At 69.6% G+C, this 14,684-nt stretch carries 13 protein-coding genes; 7 read left to right on the top strand and 6 right to left on the bottom strand.

The genetic code is table 11. The annotated features are described in order from the left end of the window. Positions 1 to 72: 72 nt before the first annotated feature. Both AB0B85_RS25070 and AB0B85_RS25065 read right to left on the bottom strand, forming a co-directional pair. Positions 73 to 1,152 (bottom strand): inositol-3-phosphate synthase, encoded by a 1,080-nt coding sequence (locus tag AB0B85_RS25070; protein ID WP_357411274.1) that lies wholly within the window; start codon positions 1,150 to 1,152, stop codon positions 73 to 75. A 23-nt stretch (positions 1,153 to 1,175) separates the two neighbouring features. Then, entirely contained in the window at positions 1,176 to 1,814 is a 639-nt protein-coding gene (locus tag AB0B85_RS25065; RefSeq protein ID WP_357411271.1) for a PadR family transcriptional regulator, read from the bottom strand. A 176-nt stretch (positions 1,815 to 1,990) separates the two neighbouring features. Between AB0B85_RS25065 and AB0B85_RS25060 the strand changes: the two genes are divergently transcribed. After that, complete coding sequence (locus tag AB0B85_RS25060) at positions 1,991 to 2,440, top strand: DUF5318 domain-containing protein (protein ID WP_357411269.1); 450 nt, start codon at positions 1,991 to 1,993, stop codon at positions 2,438 to 2,440. Between the two features lie 139 nt (positions 2,441 to 2,579). Here AB0B85_RS25060 and AB0B85_RS25055 read toward each other — a convergent pair whose 3' ends face one another. Beyond that, positions 2,580 to 3,287 carry a hypothetical protein gene (locus tag AB0B85_RS25055; protein WP_357411267.1) on the bottom strand — a complete coding sequence of 236 codons (708 nt, stop codon included), beginning with the start codon at positions 3,285 to 3,287 and terminating at the stop codon, positions 2,580 to 2,582. On the opposite strand from AB0B85_RS25055, the gene AB0B85_RS25050 reads away from it, so the two are divergent. Then, positions 3,274 to 5,535: a transglycosylase domain-containing protein gene (locus AB0B85_RS25050; RefSeq protein WP_357411265.1), complete on the top strand. Its 2,262-nt coding sequence runs from the start codon at positions 3,274 to 3,276 to the stop codon at positions 5,533 to 5,535. The two genes, AB0B85_RS25055 and AB0B85_RS25050, sit on opposite strands and share 14 nt — an antisense overlap. Positions 5,536 to 5,661: 126 nt before the next feature. Then, positions 5,662 to 7,170 (top strand): glycosyltransferase 87 family protein, encoded by a 1,509-nt coding sequence (locus AB0B85_RS25045; protein WP_357411263.1) that lies wholly within the window; start codon positions 5,662 to 5,664, stop codon positions 7,168 to 7,170. Between the two features lie 15 nt (positions 7,171 to 7,185). Here the strand turns inward: AB0B85_RS25045 and AB0B85_RS25040 are convergent, their stop codons facing one another. Both AB0B85_RS25040 and AB0B85_RS25035 read right to left on the bottom strand, forming a co-directional pair. Further along, positions 7,186 to 9,696 carry a hypothetical protein gene (locus tag AB0B85_RS25040; protein WP_357411261.1) on the bottom strand — a complete coding sequence of 837 codons (2,511 nt, stop codon included), beginning with the start codon at positions 9,694 to 9,696 and terminating at the stop codon, positions 7,186 to 7,188. Continuing rightward, positions 9,693 to 10,484 carry a deoxyribonuclease IV gene (locus tag AB0B85_RS25035; protein ID WP_357411259.1) on the bottom strand — a complete coding sequence of 264 codons (792 nt, stop codon included), beginning with the start codon at positions 10,482 to 10,484 and terminating at the stop codon, positions 9,693 to 9,695. Before AB0B85_RS25035 ends, AB0B85_RS25040 begins: the two co-directional genes overlap by 4 nt. A gap of 636 nt (positions 10,485 to 11,120) precedes the next feature. Here AB0B85_RS25035 and rpsF point away from each other — a divergent pair. From rpsF to rplI, 4 genes are all read left to right on the top strand, one after another. After that, entirely contained in the window at positions 11,121 to 11,411 is a 291-nt protein-coding gene (gene rpsF, locus AB0B85_RS25030; RefSeq protein ID WP_007073791.1) for a 30S ribosomal protein S6, read from the top strand. An 81-nt stretch (positions 11,412 to 11,492) separates the two neighbouring features. After that, positions 11,493 to 12,026, top strand: coding sequence for a single-stranded DNA-binding protein (locus tag AB0B85_RS25025; protein WP_357411256.1), 534 nt, complete (start codon positions 11,493 to 11,495; stop codon positions 12,024 to 12,026). Further along, positions 12,026 to 12,307, top strand: a complete 282-nt coding sequence (rpsR, locus tag AB0B85_RS25020) for a 30S ribosomal protein S18 (RefSeq protein ID WP_357411254.1) — start codon at positions 12,026 to 12,028, stop codon at positions 12,305 to 12,307. The genes AB0B85_RS25025 and rpsR overlap by 1 nt, the downstream gene beginning before the upstream one ends. A 14-nt stretch (positions 12,308 to 12,321) precedes the next feature. Next, positions 12,322 to 12,768, top strand: a complete 447-nt coding sequence (rplI, locus tag AB0B85_RS25015) for a 50S ribosomal protein L9 (protein WP_357411252.1) — start codon at positions 12,322 to 12,324, stop codon at positions 12,766 to 12,768. A gap of 99 nt (positions 12,769 to 12,867) precedes the next feature. Here rplI and AB0B85_RS25010 read toward each other — a convergent pair whose 3' ends face one another. Further along, positions 12,868 to 14,406 carry a hypothetical protein gene (locus tag AB0B85_RS25010; protein WP_357411250.1) on the bottom strand — a complete coding sequence of 513 codons (1,539 nt, stop codon included), beginning with the start codon at positions 14,404 to 14,406 and terminating at the stop codon, positions 12,868 to 12,870. Positions 14,407 to 14,684: the final 278 nt, after the last annotated feature.

The raw sequence follows: 14,684 nt of genomic DNA, 5'->3' as shown, positions 1-14,684 counted from the left end.
GCGAGGCACCGAACGCGGCGAGGGCCGGGTCCGTTCGGACCCGGCCCTCGGCCGTGCTTGCCGCTCAGCGGGTCAGCGCTCGACCTCGCCGGCGATGAACTCCTCGACGGCCTGGTGGGCGTCGTGGTCGGCGTACTGCACCGGCGGGGACTTCATGAAGTACGACGAGGCCGACAGGATCGGGCCGCCGATCTTCCGGTCCAGCGCGATCTTCGCAGCCCGGACCGCGTCGATGATGACGCCGGCCGAGTTCGGCGAGTCCCACACCTCGAGCTTGAGCTCGGCGTTCAGCGGGGTGTCACCGAACGAGCGGCCCTCCAGGCGGATGTACGCCCACTTGCGGTCGTCCAGCCACGGCACGTGGTCCGACGGGCCGATGTGCACGTCGCTCTTGCTCATCTCGTGCGGGATCTGCGAGGTGACCGACTGGGTCTTCGAGATCTTCTTCGAGACCAGCCGCTTGCGCTCCAGCATGTTCATGAAGTCCATGTTGCCGCCGAAGTTGAGCTGGTACGTGCGCAGCAGCTCGACGCCGCGGTCCTCGAAGAGCTTCGCCAGCGCGCGGTGCACGATGGTGGCGCCGACCTGGCTCTTGATGTCGTCACCGACGATCGGCAGGCCGGCGTCGGTGAACTTCTGGGCCCACTCCGGGTCGGAGGCGATGAAGACCGGCAGGGCGTTGACGAACGCGCAGCCGGCGTCGATCGCGGCCTGGGCGTAGAACTTGGCGGCCTGCTCGGAGCCGACCGGGAGGTAGCAGACGACGACGTCGACCTGCGCGTCACGCAGCGCCTGCGCCACGTCGACGGGGGTGGCGTCGGACTCCTCGACGATCTCGCGGTAGTACTGGCCCAGACCGTCGAAGGTCGGACCGCGCTGCACGGTGATGCCGGTAGGCGGCACGTCGCAGAGCTTGATTGTGTTGTTCTCGCTGGCGACGATCGCCTCCGCGAGGTCCATGCCCACCTTCTTGGCGTCCACGTCGAACGCCGCGACGAACTCGACGGAGTTGACGTGGTAGTCGCCGAAGGCGACGTGCATGAGACCCGGGACGCGGTCGTTCGGGTCGGCATTCCGGTAGTACTCGACGCCCTGAACCAGGGACGAGGCGCAGTTACCCACACCGACGATGGCGACGCGGACGGAGCCCATAGCGTCTGCCTCCTTCTTTTCTGTCACGGCCGCTCATTCCTGGTCTCTCCAGGCGGAGGCGGGCTGTTGTCTTCTCGTCGGCCGCCGGCCGTCCCGGTGTGCGGGACCGTCGGGGCTCGGCCGGAGCGCTCGTTGGCGATGAGCTCCTCCAGCCAGCGGACCTCGCGCTCACAGGCGTCAAGACCGTGGCGCTGTAGTTCCAAGGTGTAAGCGTCGAGGCGCTCGGCTGCCCGGCCCAGCACGTCACGAAGCCCTTCGCGACGTTCCTCGATCTTGCGGCGGCGACCCTCCAGAATGCGCAGTCGGGTCGCCTGGTCGGTCCGGGCGAAGAACGCGAAGTGCACCCCGAAGCCCGTGTCGTCGTACGTCTCGGGTCCGGCCTGTGCGATCAGCTGGGCGAAGCGTTCCTTGCCCTCGGCGGTGATTTTGTAGACCACCCGACCTCGTCGGCTGGTCAGCGCGGGAACCTCCTCGGCAGTGGCGGGCGTCTCAGCAGCCTCGGTGATCCAACCCGCCGCCTGCAGCCTGCGTAGGGTCGGGTAGAGCGAGCCGTAGCTGATCGCCGCCCGGATCGCGCCGAGTTTGGCGGTCAACTCCTTGCGCAGCTCGTAGCCATGCATCGGAGACTCCTGCAGGAGGCCGAGGATGGCGAACTCGAGCACTGGCCACCCTCTCTTTCCCCTCCGGCGTGAAGTAGTAACCGCCGCGATGTATCGGACCGATACATCGCACGTTAGCGGGTTGCACCGGCCAGGGCAAACCCCCGGATTCGAGACGCTGTCGTCACGGATCGTGAGCATGGTCGCCTGGTCGGGCCGGACCGCGTACCCTTCTCCGCATGCGTACGCAGCGCCAGGTCGTCGACTACTCGCTTCAGAAGCGAGCAGTGCTGCGTGAGCTCCTGGCCGGCCGGGTCGGCACGTACGACGTCTGCGACGCGTCGCCGTACCTGAAGAACGCCGCTCGGTTCCACGGAGAGCCGACCGACCGGCGCTGCCCGATCTGCCGCAGTGAAAACCTGACCCTCGTCCACTACATTTACGGCGACGAGCTCAAGCAGTCCGCCGGGCAGGCGCGGACACTTACCGAGTTGCCCGTCCTGGCGATGACGCTGCGTGAGTTCCAGGTCTTCGTGGTGGAGGTGTGCCTCGGCTGCGACTGGAATCATCTCGTCGAGCAGTACCTGCTCGGCCGGGACGGTCTGACCGGCGACAGCGACGGCACCGGCGAGCAGCAGGTGGCGGCCGCCGAAGGTGCAGGTCGGCGGAGGCGAGAGGCGCAACGGTGATCGCAGCTGGTTGGACCGGCCCCGGGGCCATCGACAACACCCGGGACGGACGACCACTCGATGGTCCGATTGGCCCGATTGATACAGCATTGACCTCGGTGAGGCGGCACCCCCGTGCCGCTGTCCCGGGTGAAGCAACTCACGGCAACCCGGTGGCGGCGCAGCCGCGCCCCACCGCGACCGGCAGGGTGTGAGGAATGAACTCGTACGGCGATCCCAGTTCTGCGCGCGGCCGGGCCCAGTACCCGGGTCCGGCGGGCGACTCCGGGGCGGGCGCGGACGACGCGTACCGCCGACCCGGCGGTGACTCCCGCGGAAATGGCTGGTCGGCCTCGGAGGGCGGAGCGGCGACCCCGGGCCGCGCCTCGGTGACGCCGCGGGCCGCCGGTGGGCGGGCCTCGGTGGGCGGGTCGGCCTCGGTGCCGCCACGCGGCGGCTCGGCAGCCGGATCCGCCTCGGTGGGCCCGGCGGCCGGATCGGCCTCGGTGGGCTCGGCCACCCCGGGCCGAACAGGGCGTGCCTCGGTTCCGGTGTCGCCGGCACCCGGAGTGGCCTCCGGCCGCGCCGGTGCCGGACGGGCCTCGGTGCCGGTGTCCCCGGCACCCGGAGCGCCCGCCGGTCGGGCCACCGTCGGTGCCGCCGCTGTCGGTGCCGCCTCGGCGGGTCGAGCCAGCGTGGGCTCCGCGTCGGTGGGTGGCCGGGCCGCTGTCGCCCGAGCGAGCGTCTCACCGGTTTCCGGTGGACCGGGTGGACCGGGCGGGCCCAACGGCCCGGGTCGAGGCGGTCGTGGTGCGGGCGGCGCGGGCGCGGCCCGGTCGAAGAAGCGCAAGCGGATGAACATACTCATCGCCGGGGTCGCTGTCTTCATCATGCTGGCCGGTGTCGGCGTGGTCGGGTTCACCTACTACTCGACGAACGTGGTCATGCCGAACGAGTTGCCGCTGCCGCTGTCCACCACCGTGTACGCCAAGGACGGCAAGACCCAGTTGGCCAAGCTGGGCAGCGAGAACCGCACCTTCGTCACGATCGGCCAGATTCCGGAGCACGTGCAGCACGCGGTGGCGGCAGCCGAGGACCGCAACTTCTACCGGCACTCCGGCGTCGACTACAAGGGCATCGTCCGGGCCGGATGGAACAACATCTCCGGCGGCGACAAGCAGGGTGCCTCGACGATCACCCAGCAGTACGCCCGCAACGCGTTCGAGAATCTCCAGGACGACACGTACGGCCGGAAGGTGAAGGAGGCGATCCTCGCCTCCAAGCTGAACGACACGTACAGCAAGCCGGAGATCATGCAGCACTACCTGAACGTCATCTACTTCGGACGCGGTGCCTACGGCATCGAGGCCGCGGCGCAGACGTACTTCGGCAAGTCGGCGAAGGACCTGTCCGTGGCCGAGGGCGCGGTGCTCGCGGCGGTCATCAAGCAGCCGCAGCCGAGCGAGACCCACAGGGGTTTCGACCCCGCGGTCAACCTGCCGGACGCCAAGACCCGGTGGGAATACGTGATCGGCGGCATGAAGAAGGAAGGCTGGGTGGACGCCCCCGGGCAGCCCGCCGCGCCGACCGAGTACCCCAAGGTGCTGCCGCCGAAGAAGGGCGGAAACGGGTTCGGTGTCGACAGCCCACGGGGCAACGTCATCAACTACGTCCGTGAGGAGATGGACGCGATGGGCCTCTGCTCCGATAACGGTGCGGAGGGCAAGAAGAGCTGCGTGGACGCGCTGCGCGACGACGGCTACCGGATCACCACCACCATCGACCCGAAGCTGCAGACCGCCGCCGAGAACACGGCGATGCAGTCGAAGAAGGGCTCCGAGCTGTACGGCGAGCCATCGAACCTGATGGCGGCGGTGGTGTCGATCGACCCGTCGAAGGGCCGGGTGCTCGCCTACTACGGCGGTGACAGCGGGGCCGACTTCGACTATGCAGGCAAGAACACCGACAAGAACGGCGACCTGACCGGTGGACACCAGCCGGGCTCGTCGATGAAGGTGTACAGCCTGGCCGCGGCGATCGAGGCGGGCATCTCGGTCAAGTCGCACTGGGATCCCACGCCGTACAAGCCCAAGGGATCCAAGGACCCGATCGGCAACGCCAACCGCACCAACCTCAAGTGCGGCAAGTACTGCACCCTCGAAGAGTCGACGGTCCAGTCGTACAACGTGCCGTTCTACTGGGTCGCCGACACGATCGGCGCCGACAAGATCGTGGACATGGCCCGGAAGGCGGGCGTGACCACCATGTGGGGCGTCGACCCGCCGCAGGCCTTCGACCTGTCGAAGAAGGGGCCGAACCCGTTCGACAACTACACAGCCTTCGGCAAGTACCCGATCACGGTGTTCGACCACGCCAACGCCATGGCAACCTTCGCCAACGACGGCAAGTACATCAAGGCCCACTTCGTCTTCAAGGTGGAGAAGCAGGACAAGGAATCCGGTAAGTGGAAGGTCGTCGGCAGCGAGCGCATCAATTCGGAGCAGCGGATCCCCAAGAAGATCACCGATGAGGTCACCGGTGTCCTGAAGCAGATCCCGCGCCCCAACAACATCTCGCTCGAAAACGGCCGTCAGGCCGCCGCCAAGACCGGCACCTGGGAGTACGACGACGACGACAACTCGCACGCCTGGACGGTCGGGTACACCCCGCAGAACGCCACAGCGGTGTGGGTGGGCAGCCGCGACCCGAAGAGGCCGGAGATCCGGCTCACCGGCGGCAAGGACATCGGCGGTTCGACGCTCCCCGGCCCGATCTGGGAGAAGTTCATGAACGCCGCCCTCAAGGGCCAGGAGGAGATCCCGCTGCCAAGCGTCACCGGCGAGGGTGACGTCACGAAGGGCAACGGCAAGGAGCCGCCCCCGACCATCCCGGGCCTGCCCGGCCTGCCCGGTCTGCCGGGCCAGCCGGGTCAACCGGGCTGCGACCCGCTCACCGATCCGTTCTGCACGGTCCCGGGCGGTAACCCCGGCGGTAACCCGGGCGGCAATCCTGGTGGCAACCCGGGCGGTAATCCTGGTGGGCCCGGTGGGCCAGGCGGTGGCGGTGGTGGTGGCGGCGGCGGGCTGCTGCCCGGTCTACCGCCTAACCAGGACTGATCCGCAGTTCCGCACACGCCGCCGCCGGCCGGACGATCTGTTCGGCCGGCGGCGGCGTTTCCGTACCCAGATCTCTCGGCGTCGGGACGGGACGGGTACCCCCGTCATACGGCAGGATGCCTTCTCATGAGCACCCAGTCGACGCCCGGCATCGACGACGCCGGAACCACCGACCACCCGTCCCGCTCCGACGGGTTCGTCCGCGGCCTCTCCGGCGCGATCGGCGGCCCACTGGGCGACCACGCGACAGCGCTCGACCGGCCGGCCGGCCAGGAACGGCGCTTCTGGACCGCCGTCCGGATCGTGCTGGCGCTGGCCTGCCTCACCCTCGCGCTGCACTGGGTGCAGAAGTCGCCCTGTCAGGACGGTGCCTGGCAGAACAACGTGCAGTACACCCGGTTCTGCTACACCGACGTGCTCGCCCTGTACTACGCCGAAGGGCTCAACGAGGGCAAGGTGCCCTACCGCGACCACCCGGTCGAGTACCCGGTGTTGACCGGCTACTTCATGGGCGCGCTGGGCCTGCCGGTGCACGCCGTCGGTGCCGACGACCCGAGCATCAACCAGGGCCAGTGGTTCTACAACCTCAACGCGCTGGTGCTGGGCGCGCTCGCGGTGGCCACGGTGGCGGTGATCCTGGCCCTGCGCCGCCGACGACCCTGGGACGCCGCGCTGTTCGCACTCGCCCCCGCGCTGGTGCTCACCGCCACCGTCAACTGGGACCTGCTGGCCATCGGGCTGGCCGCCTTCGGCCTGCTGGCCTGGGCCCGAAAACGACCGGCGGTCGCCGGCGTGCTGCTCGGGCTGGCCGGCGCGGCGAAGCTGTGGCCGTTGTTCCTGCTCGGGCCGATCCTCGTACTCGGACTGCGAGCCAACCGGGTCCGCGCCGCGCTCACCGCCGTCGGCACGGCGGTAGCCGCTGTGGTGCTTGTGAACCTGCCCGCCGCACGGGCCTACCCGGACAACTGGGACCGGTTCTTCGAGCTGAACACCACCCGGCCGATCGACTGGGGCACGCTCTGGTACATCGGGCGCTACCTGGACGGCAAGGTCGGCAACGACCCCGGCCAGCTCGGCCCGTTCGAGTGGCTGAACGCCAACATCCCCGCCCTCAACACCCTGTCGTACGCGCTGTTCGGGCTGGCCTGCCTCGGGGTGGCCGTGCTGGCGCTGCGCGCACCGCGCCGACCCCGGCTGGGGCAGCTCGCCTTCCTGGTGGTCGCGGCGTTCCTCATCTTCAGCAAGGTCTGGTCGCAGCAGTTCGTGCTCTGGCTCCTGCCGCTCGTGGTGCTGGCCCGGCCCAAGTGGGGGGCCTTCCTGGCCTGGCAGATCGCCGAGGTCTGCTACTTCGTCGCCTTCTACGGTGAGCTGCTCGGCGCGGCGACCAGCCGCCCGGTCTTCCCGGAGGGGGTGTTCGTGCTGGCCTCGACACTGCGGCTGACCACCGTCGTGGTGCTCTGCGTGTTTGTCATCCGGGAGATCCTGCACCCCGAGCAGGACGCGGTGCGGTCCACCTACCCGGACGATCCGGACGGCGGGGTGCTCGACGGCGCACCGGACGCGCCCTGGCTGGAGCGCTGGCGCCGCCCAGCGGCGACCAACGAACCCGAACCCGAACCCGCCCCCACCACGTGATCCCGTGCGCCCGCGTCAGAGCCGGTAGACGACGGCGTTCCCGACCTCCTGCCGGGTGATGCCGAGCGACTCGACCGGCGCGTCGATGGTGATCTCCCACGGCGTGCCGGGCACCCGGTCGCGTAGCAGCACCACCGTCCGGACGCCGAGCGTGCGCAGGTAGTCGACGCTTGTCTGGTTGGGGAACGACTGGCTCACCCGGCGGACGTCGTCGAGCTGACGGGGGGTGAAGCCACTGCCGCCGTTGACCACATCGGGAAACCCGCTTGTCGACCAGAGCATCACGTGCTGGTCCAGGTTCTGGCTGCTCGGCAGCACCAGCAGCGGCCCCTCGGCCGCGCGCAGCGCGGCCGGCTGCGTCGGCACCACCGGGTGCGGGGTGCTGTTCAGGCCTTCGACGGTCACCAGCAGCAGCGGCAGCAGCGTGGCCATCCGCAGCCACGGGCCCGGCCACGACGGGATCCGCTGCGCGGTCAGCTCGCGGACCCGGTCGGTGAGCGCCGTGACCGCTCCTGCCGCGAGCAAGCCCAGCAACAACGTGGTCCACAACATCAACCGACCAGGGGTACGCAGCCCGTTCCAGCCCGGCACGTGCTCGAACAGCGGCACGTAGGTGAAGGTGCCGTCGAAGAAACGGGTGCCCATCGCGAAGGCCATCGTCACCAGCACCCCGGCGAGCAGCAGCAGTCGGTGCCGCCGCCGCCAGACCGAGAAGAACAACCCACCCAGGGCGAGCGCGTAGAGCACGTAGCCCGGCAACAGGGTCATCTCCGGGTGCCACGGCAGCGCCGCCCGGGCACCCTCGTGCAGTCCACCCCAGATCCACGACTCGGCGGGTGCCGTCACGAAACCCGACGCCGGCGGCGAGAAGACACTGACGTCGTCGATGGTGCGCTCGGCGTACGGGTGCAGCTCGGTGACCCGGAAGAACGGGACCGCCAGCAGCGCCCCCACACCGGCGAACAACAGCCCGCCGAGCACGTCCGCGATGAACAACCGGCGGCCGAAGGGCACGGCCTGGCGGGTGCGCAGCCGCCGCACGTAGAAGAGGACGACGGCGACAAGCACCGCGCCGCCCAGGAAGTACGCGAACGGCAGCCCGATGCCGAAGCCGAGACTGAGCTGCCAGGCCGCCACCAGCCAACCGGCGTAGACCCAACCGTCGTGTCGCTGCTCGGGCCGGTAACCGTGCCGCAGTGACCAACCGTGCCCGCGCGCCAACATCGCCAACGCCAGCGGGATCCCGCCGTTGGAGAGCACGTGCAGGTGACCGGCCTGGGACAGCAACCACGGCGCGTAGGTGTAGGTGACACCTGCGACGGCGGCACCGATCCGACCGGCACCGAGCTGTCGAGCCAGGGCGTACGCCCCGAACGTGGCGAGCGCGTGTGCCAACACGAACATGATGTTGTAACGCAGGATCGCGTCCGCGGGGCCGCTGCCGAGCATCCCCGCCGGGGCGTACCCGAGCAGGGTGTCGGAGAACGCGAAGCTCCACAGCTCGGGGAAGAACGTGTTGGACTGCCACAGGTGCGCCGGGTCGGTCAGCAGGATGTGCCCCGACCAGGCCATCTGCCAGGCCTGCAGGCTCGGATCCCAGTAGTCCTGCGGGAGTGTGTAGCGCGGGTAGCGCAGCGTCGGCCAGGTCATCAGCACGGCCAGTGCCAGGGAGCCCAGTGCGGCCAGTGTCCACTCGTGGATCAGGAACCGCCCGACGGCCCGGCCGGCCCGGCTCACGATCGACGGCTTCGGCTCCGGAGCGGAAGCGAACGCAGCCCAACGATCCGGATCGACCGGCTTCGTCTCGCCGTCGGTCTGCGCCTGGCCCGCCTTCGCGCTCTCGGCGGAGCCACCGCCCGTGGTCGCGCCGCCCTTGGCGGCATCGACCTTCGTGCCGTCGCCGTCGACCGGGCGGCCGTCCTTGACCGGGCTGTCGACCTTGGCGGAGCCGGACTCGGTGCTGTTCCGCTTGGCCGTCTCGTCCTCGGCGGTCCCGGCCTTGGTGTCGTCCGCCTTGGTGGACCGGATCCTGGCGAACCACGCCTTGGCGAACCAGGTCCTCGCCAACCCGGTCTTGGTGTCGTCAGCCGTGGGCGCGTCGGTCTTGGCGGGTCCGGTCGTGGTGTTGTCCGCCGTGGTCGCGTCGCCCGTACCGGTGGCGTCCCGGACCGTGTCCTCGCCGTCTGCCGTGTCGCTGGCCTTTGCCGTGTTGGCGGCTTCGGCGGGGTCGCTGGCTTCGGCTGTGTTGCTGGCCTTTGCCGTGTTGTTCTTCGCGGGATCGGTCTCGTCGTGACCGGCGGCCGTGGGCCCACCGTTACTCGCTGCGGCGGGCTTCGCGGCGTCGGTCGGCGGCACGGGCTGCCCGGAGCTTCCCGTAGCGGTCGTTGTCTTGGCGGAGACGGACGTCCGGCCGGCGTCGGAGGTGCTGGACGGCCGGGCCGGGCTGCCCGTGGTGGGTAGGTGTTCGGCATCCGGGCCGGCGGGAACGGGCCGGGTCTTACCGGTCCCGGGTTGTCCGGTCGTCATGCTGGCCGGTGCTCCGTCCCGAGCTGCTGCCGGAGGAAGTCGATGTCGGCGGCCTGACCGGCCACCCCTCCCGGCGTCTCGACGACCACCGGCGCCCCGGCCGCCCGGATCACCGCCACCACCAGTTCCGGGTCGATCGTTCCGCCGTCCAGGTTGTCGTGCCGGTCCTGGCCGGAGTTGAACCCGCCCTTGGAGTTGTTGGCGTGGACCAGGTCGATCCGTCCGGTGATCGCCTTGACCCGGTCGACGAGCCCGAGCAACTCCTCGCCACCCGCGTACGCGTGGCAGGTGTCCAGGCAGAAGCCGACCTCGTGGTCGCCGATGGCGTCCCAGAGCCGGGCGAGCGCGTCCAGTCGCCGGGCGCAGGCGTTGTCGCCCCCGGCGGTGTTCTCGATCAGGACCGGCACGCCGAAGCCACCGGAGTCGGCGGCGTACGCGAAGGTCTTGCGCCAGTTGTCGAAGCCGACGGCCAGGTCGTCTCCGGCGTTCACGTGCCCGCCGTGGACGATCACGCCCTTGGCGCCGATGGCGGCGGCGGCGTTGGCATGGCCGAGCAGCAGCTTGCGGCTCGGGATCCGGATGCGGTTGTTGAGGGTCGCCACGTTGATGACGTACGGCGCGTGCACGTAGAGGTCGACCTCGGCCGCGCGTAGCCGCTCGGCGTCTTCCCGAGGCTTGGGCGCCTTCCACCCCTGCGGGTCGGCGAGGAAGAACTGCACGGTGTCGGCGGACCGGGCGGCCGCCTCCGCCAGCGGGTCGGTCGAATCGACGTGGGCTCCGATACGCATGTGAGCGAGCCTACGTCGCGGCCCTGACCGTCGTCCGCGACGGTCGGGGCGCTGTCGGGGCCCGTTGACGTCACCGCTCGGACCGACGGTCGTTGATGGGATTGAACCGGCGTCGACTGCCGGTCGGCCGGCGGTGCGAGCGCCGCGCACGGCGATCGGGTCGACGGCCGACAGCGAGGTTGCCTCCGCCGCGCGGCCCGGCGCGGCGGGGCGACCCCCTTCGCGAGGCGGATTCCGACACCTGAAGAATCCCGGAAATTTGTGCTTTTTCCCCCGACAAGGTACGAGTGCTGTTGTATCGTCAGGTAACAACACGATAAAGCTCCGCGGGGCGTCTTCGGTCCAACCTCATCGGTGTGGTCGTTCCTCCCCAGGTCCCACCCAAGGAATGCGGACCAGACGCCTCGCGGCCTCGTAGACGGGGGTCCACCACCGACCGGTTGACGGTTGGAAGGTGGGCCCCCGTCGGCGTGGTCGCGCGATGGCCCGACCACCCCAGGCATGATCGTCCGGACCGGGTATCCTGGTCAGGTTGTCCGCGTCCGGTCGGGTTCCCCCGGCACGTGCGGGCAGCGACACAAGACCTCCTGCCACGGAAGGACCGTGGCCGCTTAGCCCACAGGAGGTGAGCACGTCTTGCGTCATTACGAGATCATGGTGATCCTCGACCCCAGCCTCGAGGAACGCACCGTCGCCCCGTCGCTCGACACGTACCTGAACGTGATTCGGACCGCGGGTGGCTCGGTTGAGAAGACCGACGTGTGGGGCCGCCGGCGCCTCGCGTACGAGATCAACAAAAAGGCAGAGGGCATCTACGCCGTCGTCGACCTGCAGGCCACGCCTGCTGCGGTGGCCGAGCTGGACCGTCAACTGCGACTCAACGAGTCCGTGCTGCGCACCAAGGTCATCCGACCGGAAATGCGCTAAGCCTTCAAACCCCCGGTTCGTCCGGATCAGCCTCCGCGACTCTGTCAGAGGGCTCTGGGAGCCTGTACGACGAGACGCTGAGTGCGCGAGGAGATGGTCATGGCAGGAGACACCACCATCACGGTCATCGGCAATCTGACCGATGACCCCGAGTTGCGGTTCACCCCCTCCGGGGCTGCGGTCGCCAAGTTCCGAGTCGCTTCGACGCCCCGCTTCATGGACAAGGCGTCGAACGAGTGGAAGGACGGCGAGCCGCTGTTCCTCGCATGCACCGTGTGGCGGCAGGCCGCCGAGCACGTCGCCGAGTCGCTGCAGCGTGGCGCCCGGGTGATTGTGTCGGGCCGGCTGCGTCAGCGGTCCTACGAGACCCGCGAGGGTGAGAAGCGCACAGTCATCGAGCTTGAGGTCGACGAGATCGGCCCGTCGCTGCGCTACGCCACGGCGAAGGTGCAGAAGATGTCCCGCTCCGGCGGCAGTGGCGGCGGCTTCGGTGGCGGTGGCGGTGGCAACCAGGGTGGCGGCGGAGGCAACTTCGACGACCCCTGGGCTTCGGCCGCTCCCTCTCCCGCGCGTGCTGGTTCGGGCGCCAATTTTGACGAGGAGCCACCGTTCTAATGGCGCCTAGCGCTCGCGATCGCAAACCAGGAGCACGTGCAACGGCCAAGGCTGCGGCACTGCGCAAGCCGAAGAAGAAGGTGAACCCGCTCGACAAGGACGGGGTCGCCTACATCGATTACAAGGACACCGCGCTGCTGCGCAAGTTCATCTCCGATCGCGGCAAGATCCGCGCTCGTCGGGTGACCGGCGTGACCTCGCAGCAGCAGCGCCAGATCGCCCGTGCGGTCAAGAACGCCCGTGAGATGGCGCTCCTGCCGTACACGGCCACCACCCGCTGAGAGGAGGCACCGATATGAAGATCATCCTGACTCAGGAAGTGTCCGGCCTCGGTGCCCCGGGCGACGTCGTCGAGGTCAAGGACGGCTACGGCCGTAACTACCTGCTGCCGCAGGGCTTCGCGATCGCCTGGACCAAGGGCGCGGAAAAGCAGGTCACGGTCATCAAGCGGGCCCGTTCGGCCCGCGAGATCCGCGACCTCGACCACGCCAACGAGGTCAAGGCTCAGCTCGAGGGTCTCAAGGTCAACCTGAAGGTCCGCGCCGGCGACGGCGGACGGCTCTTCGGCTCGGTCACTCCGGCCGAGATCGTCGACGCCGTCAAGGCGGCCAGCGGCCCGGTCCTCGACCGGCGCCGACTGGAGGTGCCCGGTCACATCAAGTCGACCGGCAGCTACCCGGTGAAGATCAAGCTTCACCCCGAGGTGACCGCGTCGTTCAACCTGAACGTCCTTCAGGGCTGACGTCCGCAACACCACCACGAGGGCCCGCACCGAGCGATCGGTGCGGGCCCTCGTGCATACGTCGTCCGGCTCGCGTACCCGCGCCGACCCCTCGACCGGTCACCCGATCGGCTGACCGGTCACCACGCTGATCAGCACCGTGGACAGGCCGCCGCCCACCACCGCCGCGGCGACCGCGATGGTCGCCGAACGCCACGTCGTGCCCACCCGACGCAGCAGCGCCGCCACCACCAGACTGCTCACCAACGCCAACCCGAAGCGCGGCGAGCCCGCGAGCAGCGACTCCAACGCGCGGGACCTGGGCGAGTCGCACCCGCCCCCGCTGATGTCTGTCACACAACCAGCCGGCGCCTGACTGTCCAACGTCAACAGCCACACGAAGATCAACACCGCCGGCGTCAGGTAACACGCCGCCGTGTACAGCAACGGCCGGAACGGCCCACCCGGATCCGGGTCGAGCAGGTCGTCCTCAAGGCGGCGCGCCCAGGCACCCGTGGCCGCCGACTCGACCCGCTGACGCACCGACGCCGCCCCGACCGCCGGCCGGTCCGCCCGACGCCGCGGCACAGCCACCGGTGGCACAGCCGCGCTGCGCGGCCTCGGAGCCGTGTAACCCACCACCGGTGAGCGAGGCGCGGACGGCAGCGGATCCGTCCACCGGGGATCATCGCCGGACAGCCGCGTGCCGGACCAGAACCCGTCGTCCCGGGCCGGCCAACCCTGCGCAGCGACCTCCCGGTCGGAGCGCGGCGGCAGCGTACGGTCCCACTTGTCGTCCTCGATCGCGGACCGCTCCCACTGGCCGGTGCGTTCGGACCGCTCCCAGCCACCGACGCTCTCCACTGCCGACCACTGCTCGCTCAGATCCGTGCTGTCGACACCCGCCCCGGGCGGCCACGCGTGCACCCCCGAGGCGTCCCACGGGTCCACCGCGGGCGGGTACGACGGTTCGGGATCAGCCACCCGATCCGATCCACGGGCCCACGGGTCAGCCGCTGGCCGGGACCACGACTCCTCCGCCGCGCGACGACTACGCCGGGTGGGACGGCTCACGTCCGGCTCCGGTTCGCTCGGAGTGGCCTCCAACTCCCCGCCCGACCAGATCACCTGCGGACGGCCAGCCGGCGCCCGGCGGGGACGGCGGTCCTGGACAGCGCCGGAAATCGGCCCGTCCTCCCCGGCGTCCGCGCGTCGACGGCCGGCGTACCCCTGCTCCTGCGGGCGATCGAGGGTCCACTCGCGGGTGTGATCCGACTCGGGTGCCGCGCCGATCGCCGCCTGCTCCCGCCAACTCGTCTCACCACCCCATCGGCGGCTGTCCGACGACTCGATCGACCGCCGGCCGGCACCGGAACCCGGCCGCTCCGGCTCGCGTTCGGAATCGTCCTCGTCCGGTGCCGCGTGGCGACCGCCACCGTCAGCGTGCCGAACACCCGACTCCAACGCCCACCGGGGCAGGTAGGCGTCGACAGGTTCGTCCTGACCACGGTCCAACGCCCGCCGCCGGCTGGAGGTGCGGTAGCGACCGTCCTCGTCGTACGGATCAACCGGAAGAGACGCCGCGCGCTCACCCCACGGAGCGGTCGGCTGGCGCTCGCGCGGGCTGCCATCCCCGCGTCCCCAGTCCCGGTAACTCACGGCCGGAGTGTGACCCTTCTGAACCGAAAGCGAAATCCGCTGTCCAGGTGTAGCCGTTCGCTGGAGATAGTACGGGACGATCGTGTCACAGGCCCGACCGAAATATTATCCTCCACAGGCTGGGGAGCATGTTTCCGCAGGTCAACGACCTAGCGCCACGAATTACCCAATGGTTATCCACAGGCTGTGCACACCCTGCGCACATCATGCCCACCGACATCCACAGGTTGTCCCGAGGCTCGTCCACCGGCCTTGTTGAGTCTCTGACCTCGGGGTCC

The sequence above is a fragment of the Micromonospora sp. NPDC049044 genome, from assembly GCF_040649215.1.
In the GTDB taxonomy this organism is placed as follows: domain Bacteria; phylum Actinomycetota; class Actinomycetes; order Mycobacteriales; family Micromonosporaceae; genus Micromonospora.
Note: the sequence above shows the minus strand (reverse complement) of the source record. Positions and strands in the feature narration are given on the sequence as shown.